24 protein-coding genes and 1 pseudogene are annotated in these 25869 nt (G+C 76.0%); 19 read left to right on the top strand and 6 right to left on the bottom strand.

The annotated features are described in order from the left end of the window. Nucleotides 1–35 precede the first annotated feature (35 nt). From LQU92_RS13340 to proC, 3 genes are all read left to right on the top strand, one after another. Nucleotides 36–1013, top strand: coding sequence for a Ppx/GppA phosphatase family protein (locus LQU92_RS13340; protein ID WP_101851845.1), 978 nt, complete (start codon nucleotides 36–38; stop codon nucleotides 1011–1013). A gap of 71 nt (nucleotides 1014–1084) precedes the next feature. Next, nucleotides 1085–1960 carry a sugar phosphate isomerase/epimerase gene (locus tag LQU92_RS13345; RefSeq protein WP_230781324.1) on the top strand — a complete coding sequence of 292 codons (876 nt, stop codon included), beginning with the start codon at nucleotides 1085–1087 and terminating at the stop codon, nucleotides 1958–1960. Continuing rightward, a complete protein-coding gene (proC, locus tag LQU92_RS13350) occupies nucleotides 1957–2793 on the top strand; it encodes a pyrroline-5-carboxylate reductase (protein WP_230781264.1) in 837 nt (278 codons plus the stop codon). The genes LQU92_RS13345 and proC overlap by 4 nt, the downstream gene beginning before the upstream one ends. A 64-nt stretch (nucleotides 2794–2857) precedes the next feature. On the opposite strand, the gene LQU92_RS13355 is transcribed toward proC, so the two are convergent. Together LQU92_RS13355 and LQU92_RS13360 are read right to left on the bottom strand one after the other, a co-directional pair. Beyond that, a complete protein-coding gene (locus LQU92_RS13355; RefSeq protein ID WP_058859978.1) occupies nucleotides 2858–3493 on the bottom strand; it encodes a TrkA family potassium uptake protein in 636 nt (211 codons plus the stop codon). Between the two features lie 25 nt (nucleotides 3494–3518). Next, nucleotides 3519–4904, bottom strand: a complete 1386-nt coding sequence (locus LQU92_RS13360; protein WP_058859977.1) for a TrkH family potassium uptake protein — start codon at nucleotides 4902–4904, stop codon at nucleotides 3519–3521. 199 nt (nucleotides 4905–5103) lie between these two features. On the opposite strand from LQU92_RS13360, the gene LQU92_RS13365 reads away from it, so the two are divergent. From LQU92_RS13365 to ccsB, 11 genes are all read left to right on the top strand, one after another. Beyond that, complete coding sequence (locus LQU92_RS13365) at nucleotides 5104–6309, top strand: acetoin utilization protein AcuC (RefSeq protein WP_180814651.1); 1206 nt, start codon at nucleotides 5104–5106, stop codon at nucleotides 6307–6309. Between the two features lie 78 nt (nucleotides 6310–6387). Beyond that, nucleotides 6388–7017, top strand: coding sequence for a helix-turn-helix transcriptional regulator (locus LQU92_RS13370; RefSeq protein ID WP_230781265.1), 630 nt, complete (start codon nucleotides 6388–6390; stop codon nucleotides 7015–7017). 33 nt (nucleotides 7018–7050) lie between these two features. After that, a complete protein-coding gene (gdhA, locus tag LQU92_RS13375; protein ID WP_101851846.1) occupies nucleotides 7051–8391 on the top strand; it encodes an NADP-specific glutamate dehydrogenase in 1341 nt (446 codons plus the stop codon). Nucleotides 8392–8515: 124 nt separating this feature from the next. Next, complete coding sequence (locus tag LQU92_RS13380) at nucleotides 8516–9346, top strand: FadR/GntR family transcriptional regulator (protein ID WP_230781266.1); 831 nt, start codon at nucleotides 8516–8518, stop codon at nucleotides 9344–9346. Nucleotides 9347–9526: 180 nt separating this feature from the next. Continuing rightward, the gene (locus LQU92_RS13385; RefSeq protein WP_005504750.1) at nucleotides 9527–9625 is read left to right on the top strand and encodes a 30S ribosomal protein bS22; all 99 of its coding nucleotides are present in this window, start codon (nucleotides 9527–9529) and stop codon (nucleotides 9623–9625) included. An 85-nt stretch (nucleotides 9626–9710) separates the two neighbouring features. Further along, a complete protein-coding gene (locus LQU92_RS13390) occupies nucleotides 9711–9977 on the top strand; it encodes a glutaredoxin family protein (RefSeq protein ID WP_058859453.1) in 267 nt (88 codons plus the stop codon). 48 nt (nucleotides 9978–10025) lie between these two features. Next, the gene (locus LQU92_RS13395; RefSeq protein WP_180814652.1) at nucleotides 10026–10697 is read left to right on the top strand and encodes a histidine phosphatase family protein; all 672 of its coding nucleotides are present in this window, start codon (nucleotides 10026–10028) and stop codon (nucleotides 10695–10697) included. A 51-nt stretch (nucleotides 10698–10748) separates the two neighbouring features. After that, nucleotides 10749–11366 (top strand): TlpA disulfide reductase family protein, encoded by a 618-nt coding sequence (locus tag LQU92_RS13400; protein WP_230781267.1) that lies wholly within the window; start codon nucleotides 10749–10751, stop codon nucleotides 11364–11366. After that, entirely contained in the window at nucleotides 11363–12124 is a 762-nt protein-coding gene (locus LQU92_RS13405) for a cytochrome c biogenesis CcdA family protein (protein ID WP_101851849.1), read from the top strand. The genes LQU92_RS13400 and LQU92_RS13405 overlap by 4 nt, the downstream gene beginning before the upstream one ends. A 38-nt stretch (nucleotides 12125–12162) precedes the next feature. Beyond that, a complete protein-coding gene (locus LQU92_RS13410) occupies nucleotides 12163–13881 on the top strand; it encodes a cytochrome c biogenesis protein ResB (protein WP_230781268.1) in 1719 nt (572 codons plus the stop codon). A 13-nt stretch (nucleotides 13882–13894) separates the two neighbouring features. Beyond that, the gene (ccsB, locus tag LQU92_RS13415) at nucleotides 13895–14905 is read left to right on the top strand and encodes a c-type cytochrome biogenesis protein CcsB (protein ID WP_230781269.1); all 1011 of its coding nucleotides are present in this window, start codon (nucleotides 13895–13897) and stop codon (nucleotides 14903–14905) included. Nucleotides 14906–15099: 194 nt separating this feature from the next. Here the strand turns inward: ccsB and LQU92_RS13420 are convergent, their stop codons facing one another. Next, complete coding sequence (locus LQU92_RS13420; RefSeq protein ID WP_230781270.1) at nucleotides 15100–15621, bottom strand: PLDc N-terminal domain-containing protein; 522 nt, start codon at nucleotides 15619–15621, stop codon at nucleotides 15100–15102. Nucleotides 15622–15695: 74 nt separating this feature from the next. Here LQU92_RS13420 and LQU92_RS13425 point away from each other — a divergent pair, with 74 nt between their 5' ends. After that, entirely contained in the window at nucleotides 15696–15983 is a 288-nt protein-coding gene (locus LQU92_RS13425; RefSeq protein WP_058859447.1) for a DUF4229 domain-containing protein, read from the top strand. A 10-nt stretch (nucleotides 15984–15993) separates the two neighbouring features. Here LQU92_RS13425 and LQU92_RS13430 read toward each other — a convergent pair whose 3' ends face one another. From LQU92_RS13430 to LQU92_RS13440, 3 genes are all read right to left on the bottom strand, one after another. Continuing rightward, the gene (locus LQU92_RS13430; protein ID WP_230781271.1) at nucleotides 15994–16875 is read right to left on the bottom strand and encodes a 1,4-dihydroxy-2-naphthoate polyprenyltransferase; all 882 of its coding nucleotides are present in this window, start codon (nucleotides 16873–16875) and stop codon (nucleotides 15994–15996) included. A 123-nt stretch (nucleotides 16876–16998) separates the two neighbouring features. Continuing rightward, nucleotides 16999–18168 (bottom strand): AMP-binding protein, encoded by a 1170-nt coding sequence (locus LQU92_RS13435; RefSeq protein WP_230781272.1) that lies wholly within the window; start codon nucleotides 18166–18168, stop codon nucleotides 16999–17001. 8 nt (nucleotides 18169–18176) lie between these two features. Beyond that, the gene (locus tag LQU92_RS13440; RefSeq protein WP_230781273.1) at nucleotides 18177–19142 is read right to left on the bottom strand and encodes a 1,4-dihydroxy-2-naphthoyl-CoA synthase; all 966 of its coding nucleotides are present in this window, start codon (nucleotides 19140–19142) and stop codon (nucleotides 18177–18179) included. 71 nt (nucleotides 19143–19213) lie between these two features. On the opposite strand from LQU92_RS13440, the gene LQU92_RS13445 reads away from it, so the two are divergent. The 4 genes and pseudogenes from LQU92_RS13445 (at nucleotide 19214) to LQU92_RS13460 (ending at nucleotide 25854) form a co-directional block, all read left to right on the top strand. After that, entirely contained in the window at nucleotides 19214–20023 is an 810-nt protein-coding gene (locus tag LQU92_RS13445; protein ID WP_230781274.1) for an alpha/beta fold hydrolase, read from the top strand. Next, nucleotides 20020–22620 (top strand): annotated as a pseudogene (hrpB, locus tag LQU92_RS13450) (ATP-dependent helicase HrpB). Before LQU92_RS13445 ends, hrpB begins: the two are co-directional and overlap by 4 nt. 265 nt (nucleotides 22621–22885) lie before the next feature. Then, nucleotides 22886–23830 (top strand): CoA ester lyase, encoded by a 945-nt coding sequence (locus LQU92_RS13455; RefSeq protein WP_101851854.1) that lies wholly within the window; start codon nucleotides 22886–22888, stop codon nucleotides 23828–23830. Nucleotides 23831–23922: 92 nt separating this feature from the next. Then, complete coding sequence (locus LQU92_RS13460) at nucleotides 23923–25854, top strand: penicillin-binding transpeptidase domain-containing protein (protein ID WP_230781275.1); 1932 nt, start codon at nucleotides 23923–23925, stop codon at nucleotides 25852–25854. Nucleotides 25855–25869 lie beyond the last annotated feature (15 nt).

A 25869-nucleotide genomic window follows, 5' to 3' on the forward strand; every position in this document is an offset into this window, starting at 1 on the left:
GGGCCGGACGGCGCAACGCGAAGGAGCACCACAGCATGCGGCTCGGAGTCCTCGACGTCGGATCGAACACGGTCCACCTCCTCCTGCTCGACGTCTACCCGGGCTCGCGCCCGGAGCCCTACGCCTCCCACAAGATGCCGCTGCAGCTCGTCCAGCACCAGGACGAGCAGGGCCGGATCACCGACGCCGGGCGGGACGCCCTGACGGCGTTCGTGGTGGAGGCCCGGGACTTCGCCGTCGAGCACGGCGCCGAGGACCTGCTGGCCTTCGCGACCTCCGCGATCCGCGAGGCCGGCAACGGCGCGGCGGTCCTCGACCACGTCCAGTCCCGCTCCGGGGTCACCCTCACCGAGCTCGCGGGCGACCAGGAGGCGGCGATCACCTTCTTCGCCGTGCGCCGCTGGTTCGGCTGGGGCGCCGGCACGGTCCTCGACCTCGACATCGGCGGCGGGTCCTTCGAGATGGCCCTCGGGCCCAACGCCCTGCCCACGGCCGCGACCTCCGTGCCGCTGGGCGCCGGGCGGCTCACCCGTGCCTTCGTCGCCGGGGACGTCGCCACCCCGAAGGAGGTCAAGGCGATGCGCAAGCACGTGCGCACCACGCTGGGCCCCGCCGTCGAGCGGGTGCGCGCCGCCGGGACGCCGGACTTCGTGGCCGGGACCTCCAAGACCTTCCGCTCCCTGGCCCGGATCTGCGGGGCGGCCCCGTACGCGATGGGCCTGCACGTCCCGCGCACCCTGCACGTCGAGGACCTGCGGCTGTGGAGCCGGCGGATGGAGGCGATGACGGTCGCCGAGCGCGCGCAGCTGCCGGGGGTCTCGCCCGCCCGGGCCCGCCAGATCCTCGCCGGCTCGGTCGTCGCCGAGGCCGCGATGGACGCCTGGGGGGTGGAGAAGCTCTACATCTGCCCCTGGGCCCTGCGCGAGGGGCTGATCCTGCGCCGCCTCGACCGGCTCAGCACCGGGGCCGAGACCCGCACCGTGGACCCCAAGCAGCTGGTCGGTGCCGCGTGAGCGCCCCCCGCGACCCCGGGCGGCCCGGGGACACCGCCCCGCACGGGTCCGCGGCCCCGGACCCGTCCGCCGTGCCCTCCGCCCCGGCGGACGCCGCGGGGCCCTACCGGGCGCACGTGGCGCTGTCCACGAGCTCGCTGTACCCGCTGGGGGTGCCCGAGACCTTCGAGGCGGCCGTGGAGCTGGGCTACGACAGCATCGAGGTGCTCGTCACCCACGAGCGGATGAGCCAGCTGACCCACCAGCTGCAGGACCTCGTGCAGCGCCACCAGCTGCCGATCTCCACGATCCACGCCCCGACCCTGCTGCTGACCCAGCAGGTCTGGGGCAAGTCGTGGACGAAGATCCAGATGGCCGCGGCCCTCACGGAGCAGGTGGGCGCCGAGGTCGTCGTCGTCCACCCGCCGTTCCGGTGGCAGCGCAAGTACGCCGCGAACTTCGTGGAGGGCGTGCGTGTGGTCTCCCGGGCCACGGGGGTGAAGATCTCCGTCGAGAACATGTACCCCTGGCGGGTCCGCGGCCGCGACACGGTCGTCTACGCCCCCCACTACAGCCCGCTGGGCCAGGACTACGACTGGGTGACGTGGGACTTCTCCCACGCCGCGACCGCCCGCATGGACTCCCTGGCGGCGATCAGGGAGCTCGGCCCGCGGCTGGGGCACGTGCACCTGACCGACGGCTCGGGGGAGACCACCGCCGACGAGCACCTGCTGCCCGGCCACGGCGTGCAGCCGGTCGCCGAGTCCCTCCACCACCTCGCCGCCACCCGGTGGCGGGGCGTCATCGGCGTGGAGGTCTCCACCCGCCGGGCGAAGACCCCCGAGGAGCGCACGGCCTGGCTGGCCGAGTCCCTCGAGTTCGCCCGCCGCCACACCACCGCGCCGGAGGACCCCCGCCCGGGCACCGGCGCCCAGGACCCGATCCCCGATCCCGAGAGGACCCCATGACCCCCGTGCTCGCCTTCCTCGGCTGCGGCTCCATGAACGGCTCGATCCTGCGGGGGGTGCTGGCCTCCGGCGTGCCCGTCGAGCAGGTCCGCGCCACCGTCCGCTCCGCCGGGAGCGCCCGCCGGCTCCAGGAGGAGACCGGGGTGCGCGCCTACGTCACCGGGGAGGACCCCGAGGCCAACCGCCGCGCCGCCGTCGAGGCCGACGTCGTGCTGCTGGGCGTCAAGCCCGTCGGCATCGTCGAGCTCGCCCGCGAGATCGCCCCCGCGGTGCGCCCCGGCACGGTCGTGGCCTCGGTCGCCGCCGGCATCTCCGTGGGCGCCCTCGAGCGGGCCCTGCCCGAGGGGCAGCCGGTCGTGCGGACCATGCCCAACACGCCCTCGAGCGTGCGGCGCGGGGTCGTGTCCGTGACCCCCGGCTCCGCCACCACCCCCGAGCAGACGGCCGCGGTGCGCCGGGTGCTCGAGGCCGTCGGGACCGTCGTCGAGGTCCCCGAGGAGCAGGTCGACGCCGTCACGGGCGTCTCCGGCTCCGGGCCCGCCTACGTGTTCCTGCTCGCCGAGGCGCTCCAGCAGGCGGGGGAGCGGATGGGCCTGCCGGCGGAGACCGCCCGCGTGCTCGCCCGCGAGACCGTCTCCGGGGCCGGGGAGCTGCTGCGCCCGGCCGAGGCCGACCCCGCCGCGCTGCGCCGGGCCGTCACCAGCCCCAAGGGCACCACCGACCGCGCGATCCGCACCTTCCAGGACAACGGCTTCGAGGAGCTCGTCGCCCGCGCCGCCCGGGCCTCGGCCGAGCGCTCCGCGGAGCTGACCCGGGAGCTCAGCGGCGGGTGAGCGACGGCCCCGGCGCCGGGAGGCCGGCGCCGGGGCGGTGTCCGCACCGACCGCCGCGGGGGCCTCAGGGCCGGGCCGCGAAGCGCTCCAGCAGGTCCGTGTGGCCCGAGACGATCAGCAGGTCCCGCGAGGTGACCTTCGTCTCCGGGCGGGCGTAGGTGAAGTCCTCGCCCGGGGACTTCACGCCCACGATCGTCACCCCGTACTTCGAGCGCACGTGGGACTCCCCGAGGGTGAAGCCCTGCACCTCCCGCGGCGGGTGCATCTTGACGATCGCGAAGTCGTCGTCGAACTCGATGTAGTCCAGCAGCCGCCCCGAGACCAGGTGCGCGGTGCGCCGCCCGGCGTCGGCCTCCGGGAAGATCACGTGGTGGGCGCCGATCCGGGAGAGGATCTTGCCGTGGGCCGGGGTGATCGCCTTCGCCCAGATCCGGCTCACCCCCAGGTCCACCAGGTTCGCGGTGATCAGCACGCTCGACTCGATGGAGGTGCCCACCCCCACCACGGCGGCGCTGAACTCGGCGGCCCCCAGCTGGCGCAGGGCGTCGATGTCGGTGGCCTCGGCCTCGACCACGTGGGTGAGCTGGCCGGAGAGCTTCTGCACGAGCTGCGCATCGCGCTCCACGCCGAGCACCTCGCGGCCCTGCCGGGCCAGCTGCAGGGCCGTGGCGGTGCCGAAGCGGCCGAGCCCGATCACCATGACCGGGACGTTGTGGGCGGGACGGTCAGCCAATGATGGGCCTTTCCTCGGGGTAGTTGTACAGCCGGCGGCGGGAGCGCAGCGCGAGGGCCGCGGCGACCGTGGTGGTGCCGATGCGCCCGATGAGCATGGTCGCCACGAGCACGTACTTGCCCGCCGGCGGCAGCTCCCCGGACAGCCCCACGCTCAGCCCGCACGTGGCGTAGGCGGAGATCACCTCGAACAGCACCCGGTCCAGCGGGGCGTCGGTGAGCGAGAGCAGCAGCCCCGAGGCCACGAGCACCACGGTCGCCCCCATCATGATCACCGAGATCGCGATCCGCAGCGCGTCCTCGGGGATGGTGCGGTAGAACGCGATCACGGAGCGGTCGCCGCGGGCCTCGGCGAGGATCGCGAGGAACACCACGGCCAGCGTCGTCACCTTGATCCCGCCCGCCACGGACGCGGGGCCGCCGCCGGCGAACATCAGCGCGTCGGTCATCAGCAGCGTCACCGGCTCGAGCTCGTTCATGTCCACGAGGTTGAACCCGCCCGAGCGCACCATCACGGAGTGGAAGAAGCCCTCGAAGACCTTCTGGCTGCCGTCCATGTCCCGGATCGTGCGCGGGTTGGCCCACTCGAAGGCCAGGAACAGCGCCCAGCCCACGACCAGCAGCACCGTGGTCGTCACGAGCGTGAGCTTGGTGTTGAGGTTCCAGCGGGAGAAGCGCAGCCCCGCCTGGCGCAGCACGAGCACCACGGGGAAGCCCAGCGAGCCCAGGAACACGCCCAGGGCGATGGGGAACAGGATCAGCGGGGCGTCGTCGTAGGGGACGAGCCCGTCCGTGTGCGGGGTGAAGCCGCCGTTGTTGTACGCCGAGACGGCGTAGAAGACCCCGTGCCACAGGGCGGTCGGCAGCGGCTCCCCGGCCGCGAGGAAGCCCACGGTGAGCACCGCGGCCAGCACCGCCTCGATCGTCACGGACATCACCACGATGATCTGCAGCAGCGAGCCGACCTCGCCCAGGCGCCCGATGTTCAGCGCCTCCTGCGTGATCAGCCGCGACTTCAGGCCCAGCTTCCGCCCGATCGCCAGCGCCAGGATCGAGGTCATGGTCAGCGTGCCGAGACCGCCGATCTGCATCGCCACGACGATCACCACGTGGCCGAAGAAGGACCAGTTCGCGGCGGTGGACACCGAGGTCAGCCCCGTGACCGTCACCGCCGAGGTCGCGGTGAACGCCGCGTCCTCGAGCGTGGTCGAGACCCCCGGTGCCGAGGCCACCGGCAGCAGCAGGAGCAGGGTGAAGGCGGTGACGACCACGGCGAAGGAGAAGACCGCGAGACGGGCGGGGGAGCCGGCCGCGATCCGGTCGACGAGGTCGCGCAGCGCGGTCAGCGGCCAGAAGCGCCCGCGCTCGCCGGGCGGCATCCAGGGGCGGTGCTGCGAGAGGGTCAACGCCCCTGCCTCCTCCCTGGCCGGCGGGCCGTCCCGCGGCCGGGGACGGGGGCGGCGGGTGCCGCGACCGCTGACAGTATCCCACTGCCGCCCCGGGCCGCAGGGTGTCACACGGTCCCGGCGCGGCCGGCCCGGCCCGGGCTCCCGGGCCCGGAAGTGGTCTAATGGCCGTGTGACCTCTGCGACAACCGGTGGCTCCCGGCCCACCCGACTGTACTGGGACCCGGCCCTGCTCGAGTACAACTTCGGCGACCACCACCCCATGCACCCCTCGCGCCTGGACGTCACCTACCGCCTGGTCCAGCAGTTCGGGCTGGACCGGCGGGACAACGTCGTCGTCGAGGCCCCCGAGGTGGTCCCGGACGCGGTCCTCAACCTCGTCCACCCGCAGTCCTACGTCGACGCCGTGCGCGCCGTCAGCGCCGACCCCACCGCCGAGCGCCCCGGCAGCGGGCTCGGCACGGAGGACACCCCCGCCTACCCGCGCGCCCACGAGGCCAGCGCCCGGCTGGTCGGCGGCAGCTACCAGGGCGCCGCCGCGATCCTCTCCGGGGAGGCTGTGCGCGCGGTGAACTTCGGCGGCGGGATGCACCACGCCCACGCCGACCGGGCCAGCGGCTTCTGCATCTACAACGACTGCGCCGTCGCGGTCCGGCACCTGCTCGACCAGGGGGTGCGGCGGGTCGCCTACGTCGACGTCGACGGCCACCACGGGGACGGGACGCAGTCGATCTTCTACGACGACCCGCGGGTGATGACGATCTCCCTGCACGAGACGGGGATGACCCTCTTCCCCGGCACGGGCTTCGCCAACGAGACGGGACGGGGCGAGGCCGAGGGCACCGCGGTCAACGTGGCCCTGCCCTCCCGGGCCGACGACGCCATGTGGCTGCGCGCCTTCGACGCCGTGGTCCCCCCGCTGCTGCGGCAGTTCCGCCCCGAGGTGCTCGTCACCCAGCACGGCTGCGACTCCCACTTCGCCGACGAGCTGACCCACCTGCGGGTCAGCGTCGACGGGCAGCGGCAGGCGGCCCTGTCCCTGGCGGGCCTCGCCGACGAGCTGTGCGAGGGCCGCTGGCTGGCCACGGGCGGGGGCGGCTACAACTGCCACGACGTGGTCCCGCGCTCCTGGACCCACCTCGTGGGGATCGTCGCCGGGCACCCGGTGGCCGTCGGCGCCGCCGTGCCCCAGCCGTGGCGGGAGCACGTGCTCGCGACCTACGGGGTGGAGGCGCCCCGGACGATGGGCGACGACGTCGACCTGTGGTGGCGGTCCTGGGAGGTCGGTTTCGACCCCAACGACGAGACGGACCGGACCGTCATGGCCACCCGCAAGGAGGTCTTCCCGACCTGGGGCCTGGACCCCTGGTTCGACTGAGCCCCCGGGCCCCGGGCCCCGGGGGAGGGAGCCGCGCCGCTGCGGGGACCCGGCGCGCACCGCGTCTACAGTGATCGGATGGGCAGTGATCGTATGGGCAGCACCGACGTGTTCGCGGTGATCGCCGACAAGACCCGTCGGGCGATCCTCACCGCGCTCAAGGACGGCGAACGACCCGTGGGGGAGCTCGTCGCCGAGCTCGGGGTCGCCCAGCCGACCGTCTCCAAGCATCTGAAGATCCTCCGCGAGGCCGGTATGGTGTCCATGGAGGCGCAGGGCCAGCGGCGTCTCTACGCCGTGGAGCCCGGGCCGCTGACCGTGGTCACCGAGTGGGTCCAGGACGTCGTGGGGGGCCAGGCCGACCGGCCGCGGACCCCGGGGACCGACGGCGTGGAGCGCGCGGCCCGGCCGAGCCCGGAGACCACCGGGACCCCGGCGGGGACCGGGACGGCCCCCGGGGCCGGACCGGACCCGGGCACCGGGACCGTGCCGGCGCCCCCGGAGACCGTGCCCGCGGAGCCGGTGGCGCCCGTCGCCCCGGAGCCCGCGGCGCCCGCCGTGCCCGCGGCGGCCGGACCCGCGGCCGCCCCGGAGCCCGGCCCCGAGCTGCCGGCCGCGGCGGCACCCGCCCGCCCCGGCCGGGGCGCGGGGGGACTGCTCTCCACCCTGACCGGCCTGCGCCGCCGCGGCAAGCACGCGCGGAGGTGACCGGCCCGACCGACCACCCGAACGAGGAGCACCATGCACGAGGACCTGATCCCGATCCGCCAGGCGGTACTCGCCCGCAACCCCGGAGAAGACGAGTTCCACCAGGCGGTGGACGAGGTCTTCGAGTCCCTCGGCCCCGTCGTCGCCCGCCACCCCGAGCTGCTCGACGCCGCCGTGCTCGAGCGCATCTGCGAGCCCGAGCGCCAGATCATCTTCCGGGTGCCGTGGACCGACGACCAGGGCAACGTCCACATCAACCGCGGCTTCCGCGTCGAGTTCAACTCGGCCCTGGGCCCCTACAAGGGCGGGCTGCGCTTCCACCCCTCCGTCTACCTGGGGATCGTGAAGTTCCTGGGCTTCGAGCAGATCTTCAAGAACGCCCTGACCGGCATGCCCATCGGCGGCGGCAAGGGCGGGTCGGACTTCAACCCGAGCGGGCGCTCCGACGCCGAGATCATGCGCTTCTGCCAGTCCTTCATGACCGAGCTCTACCGCCACATCGGCGAGTACACGGACGTCCCCGCCGGTGACATCGGCGTGGGCGGGCGCGAGATCGGCTACCTCTTCGGGCAGTACAAGCGCATCACCAACCGCTACGAGTCCGGGGTCCTCACCGGCAAGGGCCTGACCTGGGGCGGGTCGCTGGTGCGCACCGAGGCCACGGGCTTCGGCACCGTGATGTTCGCCGAGGAGATGCTGCGCACCCGCGGGCAGTCCTTCGACGGCCAGACCGTGCTCGTCTCGGGCTCCGGCAACGTGGCCATCTACGCGATCGCCCGGGCCCAGGCCCTCGGCGCGACCGTGGTCACCGCCTCCGACTCCAGCGGCTACGTGGTCGATCCCGACGGCATCGAGCTGGACCTGCTGCGCGAGATCAAGGAGGTCGAGCGCGGCCGCATCGCCGACTACGCCGAGCGCCGCGGCGGCCGGGCCCGCTTCGTCGCCAAGGGCTCCGTGTGGGACGTCCCCGGCACGGTCGCGCTGCCGTGCGCCACCCAGAACGAGCTGGACGGCTCCCACGCCAAGAAGCTCGTGGGCCACGGCGTGCTGGCCGTGGCCGAGGGTGCGAACATGCCCTCCACCGGCGAGGCGATCCGGCTGTTCCGCGAGGCGGACGTGCTCTTCGGCCCGGGCAAGGCGGCCAACGCCGGCGGCGTGGCCACCTCCGCGCTCGAGATGCAGCAGAACGCGTCGCGCGACTCGTGGACCTTCGAGTACACCGAGGAGCGGCTCGAGCAGATCATGCGCTCGATCCACGACAGCTGCGCCGAGACCGCCGAGGACTACGGCATGCCGGGCAACTACGTGGCCGGCGCCAACATCGCCGGGTTCATGAAGGTCGCCGGGGCCATGGTGGCCCAGGGCCTGATCTGATCCCCGCGGGCCCCGTGCCCGCACCACCTCTGCCCCCGCCGCGGCGGGGGCAGAGGCGCACCCGCCACACGGACGGCGCGGCGGAGGTCCCCCGACCCGTCCCCGAGGTCCTACCCTGGAGACTATGGCAACGCATCGACAGGTCCTGCAGTGGCTGGAGAACGAGCTGTTCGACGGCAACCTCGTGCTGGGGCAGCAACTGCCGTCGGACCGCGACCTCGCCGCGATCCACCGCGTCTCCCGCGCGACCATGCGCGAGGCGCTGAAGACCCTGGAGGCGCAGGGCATCGTGCGGCTCTTCGACGGGCCGCGCAAGTCGATCCTGCCCATGCTCGTGCGCGAGCCCGCGGCCTCCGCCGGCCCGGCCCTGCAGCTGCACATGGCGACCTCCGACTACCCGCTGCGCGACATCGTCCAGACGCGGGTGCTGCTCGAGACCTGGGCGCTGGAGCGCGCCGACCCGCAGCACCCGGCGATGGCCGAGCTGCGCGGGCTGCTCGAGCAGATGGCCCGGGAGGACCTCTCCCTCAAGGAGTTCCACCACCTGGAGGTCAGCTTCCACATCGCCCTGTGCAAGACCGCCGGCAACTCGGTGGTCTCCGCGCTGATGTCCTCGCTGCGCGACTCCATCTACGAGTACACGATGGCGCTCGTGGGCCACGTCCCGCTGTGGAGCGCGACCTCCGAGCGGCTGCGCGCCGAGCACCGGGCGATCTACTCGGCCCTCGAGGCCGGGGACCGCACACTCGCCGCCCGGCTCGTCGCCGAGCACGTCGAGTACCAGTACCAGGAGGCCGGGGTGGACCCGGACCAGGAGCAGCGCACCCCGGGCCCGGCCCCGGACGCCCCGACCGAGCTGCCGACCGCCCTGTCCGAGGACGCCTTCGAGCCCGCCCCCGGGCAGGAGGACCCGGCCGGCGGGCCGGAGCGGCGCGACGTCCCGCGCATCGCCTGAGCCGCCCGGGCGGCGGGGCCCGCCCCGCCGCCCGGGCCGCCGGTTGCCGTCCGGCGGGCTCGAGACGGTAGGGTGTTCCCTGAACATCTGCCGTGCCCCCTCCCGGGGCCGGCACCGGCCCCGCTCGCCGCGCGTCAGCGGCCGGGCCACCACCGACACACCGAGATGCGAGGGATCCCTATGGGTTCAGTGATCAAGAAGCGCCGCAAGCGGATGTCCAAGAAGAAGCACCGCAAGCTGCTGCGCAAGACCCGCCACCAGCGCCGCAACAAGAAGTGACCGCGCGCTGAGCGCAGCACCGGGGCCGCCGTCCTCCTCCCCGAGGACGGCGGCCCCGGTGCGTGCCCGGCCGTAGCATGGGCCCATGAGCACGCTTCCCGCCGGCCCCGCCGTGACCCTGCTGACCCGCCCCGGCTGCCACCTGTGCGAGGCCGCCCGCGCGGCCGTGGCCCGCGTCACCGGGGACCTGGGCCTGGGGTGGACGGAGCTCGACGTCGACCAGGACCCCGAGCTCGCCCGCCGCCACGCCGAGGAGATCCCCGTGGTGCTCGTCGACGGCGTCCCCCGCGACTTCTGGCAGATCGACGAGCGGCGCCTGACCCGGCTGCTGCGCGAGCGCCTCGCGGGCTGAGCCGGCCCGCTTTTGGGCCCGCCCCGCCCGTCTGGGATCATGGGGGCCATGCCCTCCACGACCGTCCACCTGCTGCGCCACGGCCAGGTGCGCAACCCCGACCGCATCGTCTACGGGCGGATGTCCGGCTACGGCCTCACCGAGCTCGGCGCCCGCATGGCCGAGGCGGCGGCGGCCGAGCTCGCCGGGCGGGTGCGGGACGGCGCGCGGATCGTCCACCTCGTCTCCTCGCCGCTGCAGCGGGCCCGGGAGACCGCCGAGCCCGTCGCCCGGGAGCTCGGGCTGGCCGTGCACCCGGACGAGCGGATCATCGAGGCGCACAACCACTTCGAGGGCCTGCACGTGGACGCCGCGCAGCTGCTGCGCCCCCGGCACTGGCCGCACCTGCTCAACCCCCTGCGCCCCTCGTGGGGCGAGCCCTACCGGCGGCAGGTCGCGCGCATGGCCGAGGCCGTGCTCGACGCCGGGCGCGCGGCGGTGGCCGCCGGCGGGGACGGGGCCGAGGCCGTGCTCGTCTCCCACCAGCTGCCCATCTGGCTGACCCGCCTCGCCGCCGAGGGCCGGCCCCTGCCGCACGACCCGCGGCGGCGCCAGTGCAACCTCGCGTCCCTGACCTCCCTCGTCTTCGAGGACCTCGACGCCGGGCGCCCGCCCCGGGTGCGCTACAGCGAGCCCGCCGCCCGCTACTACCCAGGGGTCAACCAGCTTCCCGGTTCATAATGGCCGGGCCCCGCCGTCGTCCGTCCCCTTGACCTCCCAGGTGATCTCCTCGTGCCCTCCCCGTACTCCTCCGCCCGCCCGTCGCGCCGCAGCGTGCTGTCCCTGGCCGCCGTGGGCGTGCTCGGGCTCGCCCTCGCCGGTTGCGCCGAGGAGGACTCCCTGGCCGAGCAGGCCAACTCGGGGGACCAGAAGGGCTACATCGCCGGGGACGGCTCCGTGACCGAGTACCCGGCCGGCGAGCGCGGGGAGCCCGTGCAGTTCACCGGGGAGCTCTTCGACGGCACCGCGGTCGGCGCCGAGGACCTGCGCGGGAAGCCGGCGCTGCTGAACTTCTGGTACGCCGGGTGCGCTCCCTGCCGGGTCGAGGCCCCGGACCTCAAGGAGTTCGCCGAGCGCTACGAGGGCCGGGTCGCGTTCTACGGGGTGAACCTGCGCGACGAGCGGGCCACCGCCGAGGCCTTCGAGCGCACCTTCGAGATCCCCTACCCCTCGGTGCGGGACAAGGACGGGGGCGTGCTCCTGGCCCTGAGCGAGTACGTGCCCCCGCAGGCGGTGCCCACGACCCTCGTGCTCGACGCCGAGGGCCGGGTCGCCGCCCGCATCCTCGGCATCGCCGACCCCTCCGTGCTCGGGACGCTCCTCGAGGACACGGTGGCCGCGTCGGCATGAGCGGCGGCAACCCCTTCGCCGAGATCGTGCTCGACGGGTCCCTGCTCGCCGCGCTGCCCGTGGCGCTGCTGGCGGGGCTGGTCTCCTTCGCCTCCCCGTGTGTGCTCCCGCTCGTGCCCGGCTACCTCGGCTACGTCACCGGGCTCACCGGCGCGGACCTGCGCGAGCAGCGCCGCGGGCGGGTGCTCGCGGGGATCAGCCTGTTCGTGCTCGGCTTCTCGGCCGTGTTCCTGCTGATGTCGGTGCTGCTGGCCCAGCTGGGCGCCTACGCCTGGTTCCTGGGCCAGGGGTGGCTGACCGTGGTCCTCGGCGCCCTCGTGCTGCTGATGGGCGTCGTGTTCCTCGGCGGGATCCCCTTCTTCCAGCGCGACCGCAAGATCGAGCACCGTCCCCCGCCCGGGCTGTGGGGCGCCCCGCTGCTGGGGGTCACCTTCGGCCTCGGCTGGGCGCCCTGCATCGGCCCGACCTTCGCCGCGGTGCAGGCCCTCGTCTACGTGGACGGCGCCTCGACCGGCAAGGCCGCGGTGCTCACGGTCGCCTACTGCCTCGGCCTCGGCGTGCCGTTCCTGCTGCTGGCCCTCGCGCTGCGCCGCGGCATGGGCGCCACCGCCTTCTTCCGCCGGCACCGCCTGGCCCTGCAGCGCGCCGGCGGCGGGCTGCTCGTGGCCGTGGGCCTGCTCATGATGACCGGCGCCTGGACCGCCTTCGTCTCCTGGGTGCAGGCCGAGCTCGTCACCGACTGGGTGATGCCGATCTGAGCGCCAGCGCCCCCCGCACCGACAACCGAAAGGCCGGCATGAGCACCCCAGCGCCCCCGTCGTCGGGCTCCTCCACCGCCTCCCCGGGCCCCTCCGGGCGGGGGGACGCCGAGCTGCCCGCCCTCGGGCCCCTGGGCATGGCCCGCTGGGCGTGGACCCAGCTGACGAAGATGAACACCGCCCTGTTCCTGCTGCTGCTGCTCGCGGTCGCGGCGGTGCCGGGCTCGATCTTCCCCCAGCGCATCCAGGACCCGGCGGCCGTGCAGGACTACATCGACTCCCGCCCCGTCCTGGGGGAGTGGCTGGACCGGCTGCAGTTCTTCGACGTCTTCTCCTCGGCCTGGTTCTCGGCCGTCTACATCCTGCTGTTCGTCTCCCTGGTCGGGTGCGTGCTGCCGCGCGCCGCGAAGCACTGGCGGGCGTGGCGGGCTCAGCCCCCGCGCACCCCGCGCCGGCTCGAGCGGCTGCCCGAGCACGGGCGGCTGGCCCTCGGGGCCGCCGGCGGGGACGCACCGGCGCCCGACGAGGTCGTCGCCGACGCCGCCCGGCTGCTGCGCCGGCGCGGCTACCGCGTCGCCGTGCGCGACGCGGGCTCCGGCGCCCCGTCCGTGGCCGCCGAGCGCGGGATGTGGAAGGAGGTCGGCAACGTCGTCTTCCACCTGGCGCTGCTGGGCGTGCTCGTCTCCGTGGCCGTGGGCTCCCTGTTCGGCTACAAGGGCCAGCGCGTGGTCGTGGAGGGCGAGTCCTTCGTGAACACCCTCATCGGCTACGACTCCTTCACCCCCGGGACCAACTACGACGCCGACTGGCTCGAGCCGTTCTCGGTCCGCCTGGACAGCTTCGACGCGGAGTTCAACCGGGACACCGCCGTGCCGGAGAACTACGGGGCCCCGCTGGACTTCACCGCCGAGGTCACCGTCCGGGACGAGCCCGGCGCGGAGCCCCGCGAGGAGGTCCTGAAGGTCAACAAGCCGCTCGACGTGGGCGGGACGAAGGCCTACCTCGTGGGCAACGGCTACGCCCCGGTCGTGCGGGTCACCGACGGCGACGGCGAGGTCGCCTACGAGGGCCCCGTGGTCACCATCCCCAGCGACGGGGTCTACACCTCCTCGATGGTGCTCAAGGTCCCGGACGCCCGCCCCGACCAGCTCGGCTTCGTGGGCCTGCTGCTGCCCACGGCCGTCGGCGGGGAGGGGGAGATGCCCCGGTCCGTGGACCCCGGCCTCGCCAACCCGCGGCTGATCCTCTCCGCCTACCACGGGGACCTCGGCCTGGACACCGGCGAGCCGCAGAACGTGTTCGTCCTCGACGTCGAGGGCCTCACCGAGCTCAACGCCATGAACAACCCCAACGGGGCGATCGTGCTCGACGCCGCGAACCCGCGCCACGAGCTGCCCGACGGGAAGGGCGCCGTCGAGTTCCTCGACGTCAAGCGCTACGTGGGCCTGGACGTCCACTACGACCCGGGCAAGACCGCCGCGTTCGTCTCCTTCGTGGCCGCGTTCACCGGTCTGCTGATGTCGATGTTCATCGCGCGCCGCCGCGTGTGGGTGCGCGCCACGGCCGGGACCGACGACGACGGGCGCGCCGCGACCGTGCTCGAGTACGGGCTGCTGGCGCGCGGGGAGGACCCCCGCCTGCGCACCGAGGCCGAGCGCCTGCAGGAGCTGTGGACCGCGCACTGGGCCGGCGAGGACCCGCGGGCCGCCGCCCCGCAGCGCACGACCCGGGCCGGCGACCGGCCCGGCAACGAGTGAGAGGATAGGGCCCATGCCCGTCAACGACACCCTCGGCACCTGGAGCCAGCTGTTCATGCTCCTGGCCGCCATGACCTACCTGGTGAGCTTCGTGGCCTTCGCGTGGGACATGGCCGCCCACTCCCGGGTCCTCGGGGCCCGGCGGGCCCGGGACCGCGAGCAGGCCCTGGTGGGCGCCGGCGCGCCCCCCGCCGCCGGCCGCGGGACGGAGCGCGCCGCGCTGGCCGGCGAGGTCGCCGACGACGAGATGCGCTACACCGGCGGCCGCCGCCCCGCCGCCCGGGTGGCCGTGGCCGTGATGGCCCTCGCCTTCGTGGTGCACGCCGCCGCGGTCCTCGCCCGGGCCGTCGCGGCCGGGCGCGTGCCGTGGGGCAACATGTACGAGTTCTGCACCACCGGCGCCCTCGTGGTCGCCGGCGTGTACCTCGTGGCGCTGGTGCGCCGCGACCTGCGCTTCGTCGGCACCCTCGTCACCGGCCTCGTGATCATCATGCTGTGCGCGGCGACCATCGGCTTCCCGACCCCGGTCGGCCCGCTGCAGCCGGCCCTGCAGTCCTGGTGGCTCGTGATCCACGTGTCCATCGCCGTGGCCGCCTCCGGGGTGTTCACCCTCACCTTCGCGATGGCGGTGCTGCAGCTGCTGCAGACCCGGCGCGAGCGGGCCCTGCTGGCCGGGGAGCAGCCCGGCGCGGCGTTCCTGCGCATGGTGCCCTCGGCCCGGGCGCTCGAGGACCTGTCCTTCCGGCTCAACGCGGTCGGCTTCGCGTTCTGGACCTTCACCCTTGCCGCCGGCGCGATCTGGGCCGAGCAGGCCTGGGGCCGCTACTGGGGCTGGGACACCAAGGAGGTGTGGACGTTCGTGATCTGGGTCGTCTACGCGGCCTACATGCACGCGCGCGCCACCCGCGGCTGGACCGGCAGCCGCTCGGCGTGGCTGTCGATCGTCGGCTACCTGTGCGTGATCTTCAACTTCACGGTGGTCAACACGGTCTTCCCGGGCCTGCACTCCTACTCGGGCCTCTGACCCGCACGCGGGACGCACGACCCGCCCCTCCCGCGGGAGCCCCTCACGACGACGGGACCCCGTGCCGCACGCGCGTGCAGCACGGGGTCCCGTCGTCGCCGTGGGGTCTCACGAGAGCGGTGTCCCGCGGCGGGGACGGTCGTGGGGCGGCGACGGTCCCCGGGGTGGGGACGGTGTGCCGCTGCGGGGCGGGGTCAGTCGCGGCGCGGCGGGCGGCCCGGGCGGCCGTCGGCGTCCCGGTCCCCGCCGTGCCCGGCGCCGCCGGTCCCGTCCCCGGAGTCCCGGGGGTCCGCGGCCGAGGAGCCGCCCCCGTCCGCCGGCGCACCGGGGGCGGGGCTCCGCCCGCCCGGGGGAGGCGCGGAGCCGTCGCCGGCGGCCGGGCCGCCCTTGCGGCGCAGCTCCTCCTCCCAGCGGCGCAGCTTCTCCGCCTGCTGCTGCTGGCGGCGGCGCTCCTCGAGGTTGCGCAGGAACTGGGGGTCGTCGTCGGGCCCCTTGGCGCGCGCCGGGCCGCCGGTCTCCTGGGCCGCCCTGGGCCGGCCCAGGAACAGCCACAGCAGGGCGCCCACGAGCGGCAGCAGCAGGATCACGGCGATCCAGCCGCCCTTGCGCAGGCCCCGCATCGCGACGCTGTCGGTGCGCGCGCACTCGATGAGGGAGTAGACGATGACGCCGACCGCGAGGGCGGCGGCGCCGATGATGAGGATCGCTCGGCCCATGCCGACAATCCTAGGGGAGCAGCCTGGGCACCGGCTCCACGCGGGCTCCCAGGCGGGCTCGGTAGACTGGGCGGGTGCACTTCCTGACGTACTCCCTGCTCCGCCTCGCCGTGCTCGTGGCCGTGTTCCTGCTGAGCATGTGGCTGGGGGTGGGCCTGATCCTCTCCGGGATCGCCGCCGTGGCGATCTCCTTCGCGGTCTCCTACCTCTTCTTCCCCCGGTTGCACGCCGCGGCCGGCGACGAGTTCCGCGGCTGGATCTCCCGCACCCCGAGGCCGCGCAACCGCGTGGCGCTGGAGGACCAGGAGGTCGAGGACGCCTACGTGGATCGGCGGCTGCGCGAGGAGGGCCGCGAGTCCTGACCGGACCCGGTCACACCCACTGCCGCAGCAGCACCGCGAGCAGGAACAGCAGCGCCCACCCCACGTTGAGCACCCCGCACTGCTTGAGCACCGGCACGAGCAGGCGCCGGTCCCCGGCCCGCAGCACGGTGGCCACCGGCGGCACCGCCGCCGGGACGAGCAGCAGCACCAGCAGCATCCAGGGGTTGGCCGGCACCAGCAGCAGGACCAGGGCGAAGGCCACCGCGATCTCGGCGGCGAAGACCGCGCGGGCCCTGCGGTCGTCCAGCCGCACGGCGAGGGTGCGCTTGCCGGCCTCGCGGTCCGTGGGCAGGTCCCGGACGTTGTTGGCCATCAGCAGCGCGCACGCGATCAGTCCCGTGGCCGCCGCGGCGACCCACGCCTCGGCGTTGAGGGTCCCCGCCTGGGTGAGGGTCGTGCCGAGCACGGCGACGAGGCCGAAGTAGACGAGGACGAACAGGTCGCCCAGGCCCAGGTAGCCGTAGGGCATCCGCCCACCGGTGTAGCCCCAGGCGGCGAGCACGGCGGAGAGCCCGACCGGGACGAACCACCACTGCCGGCTGAGCACCACGAGCACGGCCCCGGCCACGGCGGCGAGGCCGAAGCACAGCAGCGCCGCGGCCTTCACGTGCTGGGGCCGCGCGGCGCCGGAGCCGGTGAGCCGCAGGGGGCCGACGCGCTCGTCGTCGGTGCCGCGGATCCCGTCGGAGTAGTCGTTGGCGTAGTTCACCCCGACCTGCAGCAGGAGGGCCACGAGCAGGGCCAGCAGGGCGCGGAGCAGGTCGAAGGAGTGCAGCGCCTGGGCGGCGGCCGAGCCGGCGAGCACCGGCGCGAGGGCCATGGGCAGGGTCCGCAGCCGGGCTCCCTCGATCCACTGGGCGGGCGTGGCCACGGAACTACCTCCGGTCGGGGCGGGACGCGCACGGGGCGCGGCCCGTCCGAGCGGCGGGCCGCCGGTCATTGTCTCACGCACCCGCCGGCGCGGCGGACGCGCCCCGGCGGAGGCAGGGACCGGTCAGCCGCGGCCCTCCAGCAGCCGGGCGGCGGCGGCCCGGTCGGGCTTGCCGGTCGCCAGCAGCGGCAGCTCCGCGGGCCACGCCCAGAGCCGGGGGACCGCCGCGGGCCCGTGGGCGGCGCGCACGGCGCCGGCGAGCTCGGCGCGCAGCAGGGCGGGGTCCGCCCCGGGGGCGGGCTCCACCACCGCGCCGACCGCCTGCCCCCACTCGGGGTCGGGCACGCCGAGCACGAGCGCCTGCCGCACGCCGGGGTGGGCTGTGAGGACCGCGGCGACCAGGCCCGCGGAGACCTTGACCCCGCCGGTGTTCACGACGTCGTCGACCCGGCCGTGGACCCGCAGCCCGCCCTCGGGGGTGAGCTGCCCGAGGTCGTCGGTGCGGTACCAGCGGACCCCGCCGGCGGTGCGGAAGTGCCGGGCCGTCAGAGCGGGGTCGCCCGCGTAGCCCTCGGCGACGACGTCGCCGCCCAGCCAGATCCGCCCCGGTCCCGTCCCGCCCGCCGGCCCCCCGCCGGGGACCTCGCCGGGGGCGCGCTCGAGGTGGACCCGCACCCCCTCCAGCGGCAGGCCGTCGTAGACGCACCCGCCGCAGGTCTCGGACATCCCGTAGGTGGTCACGACCCGCACGCCGGCCTCCCGCGCGGCGGCGAGCAGCCGGGGCGGGGCGGCCGAGCCGCCGAGCAGGACCGCCCGGAAGCTCCTCAGCGCGGCCACGGCGTCCCCGTCGCGCACCCCGGAGGCGGGCTCGAGGATCCGCTGCAGCTGCGTGGGCACCAGGGACGTGAAGCGCTCGGGGTCCTCCAGCTCCGCGGCCGCCGCCGCGAAGGCCGCCGGGGTGAAGCGGGCGGCCGGGTCCAGGACCACGGGGGTCGTGCTCGCGTAGAGGGAGCGCACGAGCACCTGCAGCCCGGCGACGTGGTGGGCCGGCAGCGCCAGCAGCCACTGGCCCACGGCACCGGTGCGCCGGGCGGTGGCCATGGCGGACGCGGCCAGCGCGTCCGTGGACAGCACGGTCGCCTTCGCCCGGCCGGTGGACCCGGAGGTGCGCACCACGACGGCGGGCCCCGGCCGCCCCAGCGCCCGGGTCAGGCCGGGCAGCAGCCGCAGCGGGTCCCCGGCCACGGGGCCGTCGAGGACCACGGCGTCGCCGGGCACGGCCGGTCCGTCCACGTCCGCTCCTAGAAGTGGTAGGGGAAGGCCGACCAGTCGGGCTCCCGCTTGCCGAGGAAGGCGTCGCGGCCCTCGACGGCCTCGTCGGTCATGTACGCCAGGCGGGTGGCCTCGCCGGCGAAGACCTGCTGGCCGACCATGCCGTCGTCGGGCAGGTTGAAGGCGAACTTCAGCATCCGGACCGCCTGCGGGGACTGGGCCGTGACGTCCCGGGCCCACTCGAGCGCCGTGGTCTCGAGCTCGGCGTGGGGGACGACCGCGTTGACGGCGCCCATCCGGTGCATCGCCTCGGCGTCGTGCTCGCGGGCGAGGAAGAAGATCTCGCGGGCGAACTTCTGCCCGACCTGGCGGGCCAGCAGCGCCGAGCCGTAGCCGGCGTCGAAGGAGCCCACGGTCGCGTCGGTCTGCTTGAACATCCCGTGCTCGCGCGAGGCGATCGTGAGGTCGCAGACCACGTGCAGGGAGTGCCCGCCGCCGGCGGCCCACCCGGGCACCGCCGCGATGACGACCTTGGGCATGGTGCGGATCAGCCGCTGCACCTCGAGGATGTGCAGCCGCCCGGCGCGGGCCGGGTCGATGCTCTCGGCCGTCTCCCCCTCGGCGTAGCGGTAGCCGTCGCGGCCCCGGATGCGCTGGTCGCCGCCGGAGCAGAAGGCCCAGCCGCCGTCCTTGGGGGAGGGGCCGTTGCCGGTGAGGACCACCGCGCCCACGTCGGAGCTGGTGCGGGCGTGGTCCAGGACGCGGTAGAGCTCGTCGACCGTGGAGGGGCGGAAGGCGTTGCGGACCTCGGGCCGGTCGAAGGCGACCCGCACCCACGGCAGGTCCCGCACGACGCCCCCGTCGGCGCCGCGGGCCACGCCGCGGTGGTAGGTGATGTCCTGGAGGTCCCCGAAGCCCTCGACGGCGCGCCACTGCGCCGGGTCGAAGATCTCCGAGACGCGCTCGGGCAGGTCGGTGGGGGTCGATGCAGTCACGCCCCCGAGTCTACGACGGCCCGGCCGTGCCCGGGCGGGCGCAGGGGGCCGGACCCCGATAGGCTCGGGGGATGGCTGAGCACCCGACGACCACCGTGCACACCACCCGCGTGGGCGACGACGGCGAGGGCGTCGTCTTCCTCCACGGCCTGTTCGGCCGGGGCAAGAACTTCACCCGGGCCGCCAAGGACCTGCAGCCGGAGCACCGGAGCCTGCTCGTGGACCTGCCCAACCACGGCCGCTCCGCGTGGACGGACCGGGTCGACTACGACCAGATGGCCGACTCCGTGGCCGAGGCCCTCCGGGCGGACTTCGCCGCGGAGGGCCCGGTCGCCGTCGTCGGGCACTCCCTCGGCGGGAAGGTCGCCATGGTGCTCGCCCTGCGCCACCCGGAGCTCGTCTCCCGGCTCGTGGTGGTCGACATCTCGCCCGTGCGCACCGGGGGCGGGGAGGGCGAGTTCGCCCACCTGCTGGACAGCCTCGCGGCCGTGGACCTCGGCTCCCTCGAGCGCCGCGCGGACGCGGACGCGGCGCTGAAGGAGCCCATCCCGTGGGACACCACCCGCAGCTTCCTGCTGCAGAACCTGCGCCACGGCCCGGAGGGCTTCTCCTGGGAGCCGAACCTCGAGCTGCTGCGCACGAGCCTGGAGGCCGTCGGCGGCTTCCCCGACACCGGCGAGGCCGTCTACGAGGGCCCGGTGCTGTGGGTCGCCGGCGGGCGCTCCGACTACGTCAAGGACGAGCACGCACCGCAGATGCGCCGGCTCTTCCCCCGCGCGCACCGCGTGACGATCCGCGAGGCCGGGCACTGGGTGCACTCCCAGGCGCCCGAGAAGTTCGCCGAGGTGCTGCGCGGGTTCCTCGAGCACACGGAGCCGTGAGCGCCGCGCCCTTCGACCTCGACCGGATCGGCGCCGGCCTGCCCGTCGCGGGGGCCGCGGGCGCCCTGCGCGCGGCCCTCGCCGGCGGTGCCGCGGTGGTCCAGGCCCCGCCCGGCTCCGGCAAGACCACCCTCGTGCCGCCGCTGGTCGCCGCGCTGCTGCACGAGCGCGGGGACGGGCCGGCCACGGTCGTCGTCACCCAGCCGCGCCGGGTCGCCGCCCGGGCCGCCGCCCGGCGCCTGGCGCACCTGAGCGGCACCAGGGTGGGGGAGCGCGTGGGGCACACCGTGCGCGGGGACCGCCGGGCCGGGCCCGGCACCCTCGTGGAGTTCGTGACCCCGGGGATCCTGCTGCGCCGCCTGCTGCACGACCCCGGGCTGCCCGGCACCGGCGCCGTGGTCCTGGACGAGGTGCACGAGCGCGGCCTCGAGACGGACCTGCTCACGGGCATGCTCGCCGAGCTGCGCCAGCTGCGGGAGGACCTCGTGCTCACGGCGATGTCCGCGACCGTCGACGCCGTCCGCTTCGCGGGCCTGCTCGGCGGCGGCGAGCCGGCGCCCGTGGTCGACAGCCCCGCGGTCCTGCACCCCCTGGGCCTCGAGTGGGCACCGGCCCCCGGCCGGCGCACCGACGGGCGCGGGGTCACCCCGGCCTTCCTCGACCACGTCGCCCGCACCGCGGCCGCCGCCCACGCCCGGGCCCTGGCGGCGGACCCCGGCACCGACGCCCTCGTCTTCCTCCCCGGGGCGTGGGAGGTCGCCCAGGTCGCCCGCCGCCTGCGCCAGCACGCCCCCGGCACCGAGGTCCTCGAGCTGCACGGGCGGACCGGGGCCGCCGAGCAGGACCGCGCCACGGCCGGGCGCGCCCCGGGCGGGCCCCCGCGCGCGGTCGTGAGCACCGCCCTGGCCGAGTCCTCCCTCACCGTCCCGGGGGTGCGCCTGGTCGTGGACTCCGGGCTCGCCCGGGAGCCCCGCCGGGACGCGGGCCGCGGGATGACCGGGCTCGTCACGGTCGCGGCCTCCCGCGCCTCCGCCGAGCAGCGGGCCGGGCGCGCGGCCCGGCTCGGTCCCGGCACCGCCGTGCGCTGCTACGACGAGCGCACGTGGGCGGGCATGCCCGCCCACGGCACCCCGGAGGTCGCCGCCGCCGACCTCACCGGCGCCGCCCTGCTGCTCGCCTGCTGGGGCTCCCCGGGCGGGCGCGGCCTGGCCCTGCCCGACCCGCTCCCGCCCGCCGCCCTCGCCGAGGCGGAGTCGGTGCTGCGCGGGCTCGGCGCGGTCGACGCCGGGGGCCGGGCCACCGCGGCCGGGCGCGCGCTCGCCCGGGTGCCGGCCGACCCCCGCCTCGCCCGCGGGCTGCTGGACGGGACCCGGCTCGTCGGGGAGCGGGCCGCCGCGGAGGTCGTCGCGGCGCTCGCCGACGACCACCGGGCCCCGGACGGGGACCTGGCCCGGCTGCTGGCCGGGCTGCGCTCGGGCCGCGACCCGGGCGCCCGGCGGTGGGCGGAGGAGACGGAGCGGCTCCGGCGCGCCGCCCGCGAGGCCCGCGCCGCGGCCGGCGGGAGCGCCCGCGAGCGGCCCGCCCCGGCGGGCGGGGACCCGGTGCCCGCCGAGCTGGTGCCCGGGGCCGTGCTCGCCCTCGCCTTCCCCGAGCGGATCGCCCGCCGCTCGGGCGGGACGTGGTAGCTCGCCTCCGGGACCCGGGCCGGGCTGCCCGAGGGCAGCCCCCTGGCCGGGGCCGAGTGGCTGGCCGTCGCCGAGGCGACCCGCGCCGCCGGCCGGGCCGCCGCCGGCACCGGGGCCGTGGTCCGCACCGCCGCCGCCCTCGACCGGGCCACCGCCGAGCGCTGCGCCGAGCACCTGCTCACCGACACGGTGCGCGCCTCCTTCGACGGCACCCGGGTCACCGCCCGCCGCACCCGCGCCCTCGGGGCGATCGAGCTCTCCGCGACCCCGGTGCCCCCGCCGCCCGGGCCGGCCCGCGAGGCCGTGCGCGCCGCCGTGGCCGCCCGCGGGCCCGGCCTGCTCGGCTGGTCGGAGGCCGCCGACCGGCTGCGCCGCCGCCTGGCCCTGCTGCACGACCGGCTCGGCCCGCCCTGGCCGGAGGTCTCCGACGCCGCCCTCACCGCCGCCCTCGAGCAGTGGCTGGCCCCGGAGCTCGACGCCCTCGCGGCCGGGGCGCGCGGGGCGGACCTCGCCGAGCCCCTGCGCCGGCTGCTGCCCTGGCCCGAGGCCTCCCGCCTCGAGGAGCTCGCCCCCGAGCGCCTGGCCGTGCCCAGCGGCTCCCGCGTGCGGATCGACTACCCGCCGGCCGACGACCCGGCCGGGCGCCCGGTGGTGGCCGTGAAGCTGCAGGAGTGCTTCGGCTGGGCCGCGACCCCGGCGGTGGCCGCCGGACGGGCCCCCGTGCTCTTCCACCTGCTCTCCCCGGCCGGGCGGCCACTGGCCGTCACCGGCGACCTCGCCTCCTTCTGGGCCGGGCCCTACGCGCAGGTCCGGGCCGAGATGCGCGGACGCTACCCCAAGCACCCCTGGCCCGAGGACCCGTGGACGGCCCCGGCGACCGCCCGCACCACCCGTCCCGCGCGCCGGGGCTGAGCCGCCGCGGTGGCGCCGCGCCTGTGAGCTGCGTTACGATCGGGTCACCGCACCTGCCGCGCCCTGATCCAGGGCGCACGGGCACCGGCCCGCCCACCTGGCGGCCCCCGGGCCCGACGGCACGGCACCGAGGAACGGGCCCGCGGTCCCGGCACCCACGCCGCACCGGGGCCCCGCAGGACCCCGTCCTCCCGTCCGGGCCCCTCCGCCCCGGCCCCCCCGATGCACCGCTGTTCGCAGCACGACACGGAACGAGTACGTCCTCATGACTGCCACCTCGCTCGAGAGCCCCTCGACGACCACGTCCACCCCGCCCGCCCCCGCCCCGGCGGTCGGCCCCGAGCTCGCCCGCTCCTGGCTGCTCGTCAACGGCGCCCAGACCGAGCGCTTCGCGGCGGCCCGGGCCAGCGCGGCCGACGTCGTCGTCCTGGACATCGAGGACTCCGTGGCGCCCAAGGACAAGGAGCGCGCCCGGCACAACGTGGTGCGCTGGCTCGAGGGCACGGCCGAGGACGGCACCCCGCAGCGGGCGTGGGTGCGCGTCAACGGCTTCGGCACCCAGTGGTGGGAGGACGACCTGCGCGCCCTCGCCGGCGTGCGCGGCCTGGAGGGCGTCATGCTCGCCATGGTCGAGTCCCCGGAGCACGTCACCCGCACCGCGGAGCTGCTGAAGGACACCCGGATCGTCGCGCTCGTCGAGACCGCCCGCGGGGTGCAGAACCTGCAGGCCATCGCCGGGGCGCGCTCCACCTACCGGCTCGGCTTCGGCCTCGGCGACTTCCGCCGCGACACCGGCTTCGGCGAGAACCCCATGACGCTGGCCCACACCCGCTCGCAGTTCACGATCGCCTCGCGGGCCGCGAACCTGCCCGGGCCCATCGACGGCCCGGCCGTGGGCGCCCTGGGCCCCAAGCTCGCCGAGGCCACGGCCGTGACCCTCGAGTTCGGCATGACCGGCAAGCTGTGCCTGATGCCCGAGCAGACCGCCACGGTCAACGAGGGGCTCAGCCCGTCGCTGTCCGAGCTGTCCTGGGCCACCGAGTTCCTCCAGGACTTCGACGCCGACGGCGGGGAGATCCGCAACGGCTCCGACCTGCCCCGCCTGGCCCGGGCCCGGAAGATCCTCGGCCTGGCCGGGGCCTTCGGCCTGAGCATCCCGGAGGGCTACGACGTCCACTTCGAGGCGCCCACCGACACCTACCACTGCTGAGCGGTCCGCCGGTCCCGGCCGCGCCCGGGACCCGCGCAACACGGCGTTGCAGGGGTCCCGGGCGCGGCCGCACCGGACTAGGGTCGGTCCCGATGCGCACCTCCTCCCGCTCCCGCGCCGCGGCCGCCGGCCTCGGCCTCACCGTCCTCCTGCTCCCGGCCGGCTGCGGCGCGCTGCCCGACGGCGCCCGCGACGCCGCCGAGGGCGTCGCCGCGGGCCTGGACGCCGGGGACCTCACCGGCACCGCGCTGCCCGCGCAGGCCCAGGAGGAGCTCGAGCGGATCACCGCCCACCTGGGCGGGGCCGACCCGGCCGTGGCGCTGGCCGGGGTCGAGGAGACGGGGGAGGACGGCCGCGAGGCGGTGCTCTCCTGGACCTGGGACCTGCCCGGCGAGCAGGACTGGTCCTACGACGCACGCCTGCCCCTCGAGCAGGACGCGGACGGGCAGTGGCGGGCCCGGTGGTCCCCGGCCGTCGTCGAGCCCTCCCTGGGCCCGGACGAGGGGCTGCGCCTGCGCACCCTGCCCGCCGACCGCGGGGACGTCACCGGCGCCGGGGGAGAGGTGCTCGTCACCGAGCGCCCCGTCCACCGGATCGGCATCGACCGCGGGCGGCTCGGGGAGGCCGACCCCGCCCGCGCCGCCCGGCAGCTCGTGGCCGCGCTCGAGGACGTCGTCGAGCTCGACCCCGCCGCCTACGCCGCATCGGTCGAGCAGGCCGGTCCGGAGGCCTTCGTGGCGGCGGTGACCCTGCGCGAGGACGACTTCCGCGCCCTGCCCGCCGGCCGGACCTCGGCCGTGCCGGGGCTGCGCGTGGTGGACGACGAGCAGCCGCTGGCCCCCTCCCGCGGCTTCGCCCCGGCCCTGCTCGGTGCGGTCGGACCGGCCACGGCCGAGGACCTCGAGCGCTCCGGCGGGGAGCTCGCCGCCGGGGACGTCGTCGGCCGCGGCGGCGTGCAGGAGGCCTTCGACGACCGGCTGCGCGGGCGCCCCGGCGCCGTCGTCGAGCGGATCGGCCTGCGCGCCGACGGCGGGCCGGCCCCCGGTGCCGCCGCGCCCCTGCACGAGGTCGCCCCCGTGGACGGGCAGCCCGTCGCGCTCACCCTCGACCGCGGCCTCCAGGAGGCCGCCCTCGAGCAGCTGGAGGGCGTGGGGTCCCCGTCCGCCGTCGTGGCGCTGCGCCCCTCGACGGGCGAGGTCCTCGCCGCCGCCGACGGCCCCGGCTCCGAGGGCTACCCCACGGCCCTGCAGGGCCGCTACGCGCCCGGGTCGACGTTCAAGGTCGCCACGGCCCTGGCCATGCTCCGCGAGGGCGACGACCCGTCCACCGAGCACCCGTGCCCGCCCTCGCTGACGGTCGAGGGCGCCGAGTTCCGCAACGCCCCCTCCTACGACCCCGCGGCCACGGGCTCCATCCCGCTCACCGAGGCCATGGCCCAGTCCTGCAACACGTTCTTCGCCGGCCAGCACGAGCGCGTCACCCAGGAGGAGCTCGCCGAGGCGGCCGCGGCCCTCGGCACGGGCATGGAGGTCCGGCTCGGCGTCGAGGCGTTCCTCGGCTCGATCCCCGACGAGGAGCCGCCCGTCCAGCACGCCGCGGCGCTGTTCGGCCAGGGCCGCACCCTCGTCTCCCCGCTGAGCATGGCCGTGCTGGCCGCCTCGGCCGCCGACGGCGGGCTCGTCACCCCCCGCCTCGTGGCCACCGACGGCCTGGTCGACGACGCCCCCGCCCGCCCGGCCACGGACGCCCCGCTCACCGCCGAGGAGGCCGCGCAGCTGCGCACCACGATGCGCGCGGTCGTCACCGAGGGCCACCTCGACGGCCTGCGGGCGCTGAGCCCGGACACGGCGATCGGCAAGACCGGCACCGCCGAGTACGGCACCGAGGACCCGCCCCGCACCCACTCCTGGGTGATCGCCGCCCACGAGGACCTCGCCGTCGCCGTGTTCGTCGAGGACGGCGACCTCGGCTCGGTCACCGGCGGGCCGATCGCCCTCGAGGTCCTGCGCGCCGCCCGCCCCTGACCCCCGTCCCCGCCG

The sequence above is a fragment of the Kocuria sp. LUK genome (genome assembly GCF_021012935.1).
GTDB lineage: Bacteria > Actinomycetota > Actinomycetes > Actinomycetales > Micrococcaceae > Kocuria > Kocuria flava.

Bases quoted from the DNA above. Each gene is read 5' to 3' on its own strand.
- LQU92_RS13340 (WP_101851845.1), top strand. From the start codon at position 36: ATGCGGCTCGGAGTCCTCGACGTCGGATCGAACACGGTCCACCTCCTC.
- proC (WP_230781264.1), top strand. From the start codon at position 1,957: ATGACCCCCGTGCTCGCCTTCCTCGGCTGCGGCTCCATGAACGGCTCG.
- LQU92_RS13355 (WP_058859978.1), bottom strand. From the start codon at position 3,493: ATGGTGATCGGGCTCGGCCGCTTCGGCACCGCCACGGCCCTGCAGCTG.
- LQU92_RS13360 (WP_058859977.1), bottom strand. From the start codon at position 4,904: ATGCCGCCCGGCGAGCGCGGGCGCTTCTGGCCGCTGACCGCGCTGCGC.
- LQU92_RS13370 (WP_230781265.1), top strand. From the start codon at position 6,388: ATGGGCAGTGATCGTATGGGCAGCACCGACGTGTTCGCGGTGATCGCC.
- gdhA (WP_101851846.1), top strand. From the start codon at position 7,051: ATGCACGAGGACCTGATCCCGATCCGCCAGGCGGTACTCGCCCGCAAC.
- LQU92_RS13380 (WP_230781266.1), top strand. From the start codon at position 8,516: ATGGCAACGCATCGACAGGTCCTGCAGTGGCTGGAGAACGAGCTGTTC.
- LQU92_RS13385 (WP_005504750.1), top strand. From the start codon at position 9,527: ATGGGTTCAGTGATCAAGAAGCGCCGCAAGCGGATGTCCAAGAAGAAG.
- LQU92_RS13390 (WP_058859453.1), top strand. From the start codon at position 9,711: ATGAGCACGCTTCCCGCCGGCCCCGCCGTGACCCTGCTGACCCGCCCC.
- LQU92_RS13395 (WP_180814652.1), top strand. From the start codon at position 10,026: ATGCCCTCCACGACCGTCCACCTGCTGCGCCACGGCCAGGTGCGCAAC.
- LQU92_RS13405 (WP_101851849.1), top strand. From the start codon at position 11,363: ATGAGCGGCGGCAACCCCTTCGCCGAGATCGTGCTCGACGGGTCCCTG.
- LQU92_RS13410 (WP_230781268.1), top strand. From the start codon at position 12,163: ATGAGCACCCCAGCGCCCCCGTCGTCGGGCTCCTCCACCGCCTCCCCG.
- ccsB (WP_230781269.1), top strand. From the start codon at position 13,895: ATGCCCGTCAACGACACCCTCGGCACCTGGAGCCAGCTGTTCATGCTC.
- LQU92_RS13420 (WP_230781270.1), bottom strand. From the start codon at position 15,621: ATGGGCCGAGCGATCCTCATCATCGGCGCCGCCGCCCTCGCGGTCGGC.
- LQU92_RS13445 (WP_230781274.1), top strand. From the start codon at position 19,214: ATGGCTGAGCACCCGACGACCACCGTGCACACCACCCGCGTGGGCGAC.
- LQU92_RS13455 (WP_101851854.1), top strand. From the start codon at position 22,886: ATGACTGCCACCTCGCTCGAGAGCCCCTCGACGACCACGTCCACCCCG.
- LQU92_RS13460 (WP_230781275.1), top strand. From the start codon at position 23,923: ATGCGCACCTCCTCCCGCTCCCGCGCCGCGGCCGCCGGCCTCGGCCTC.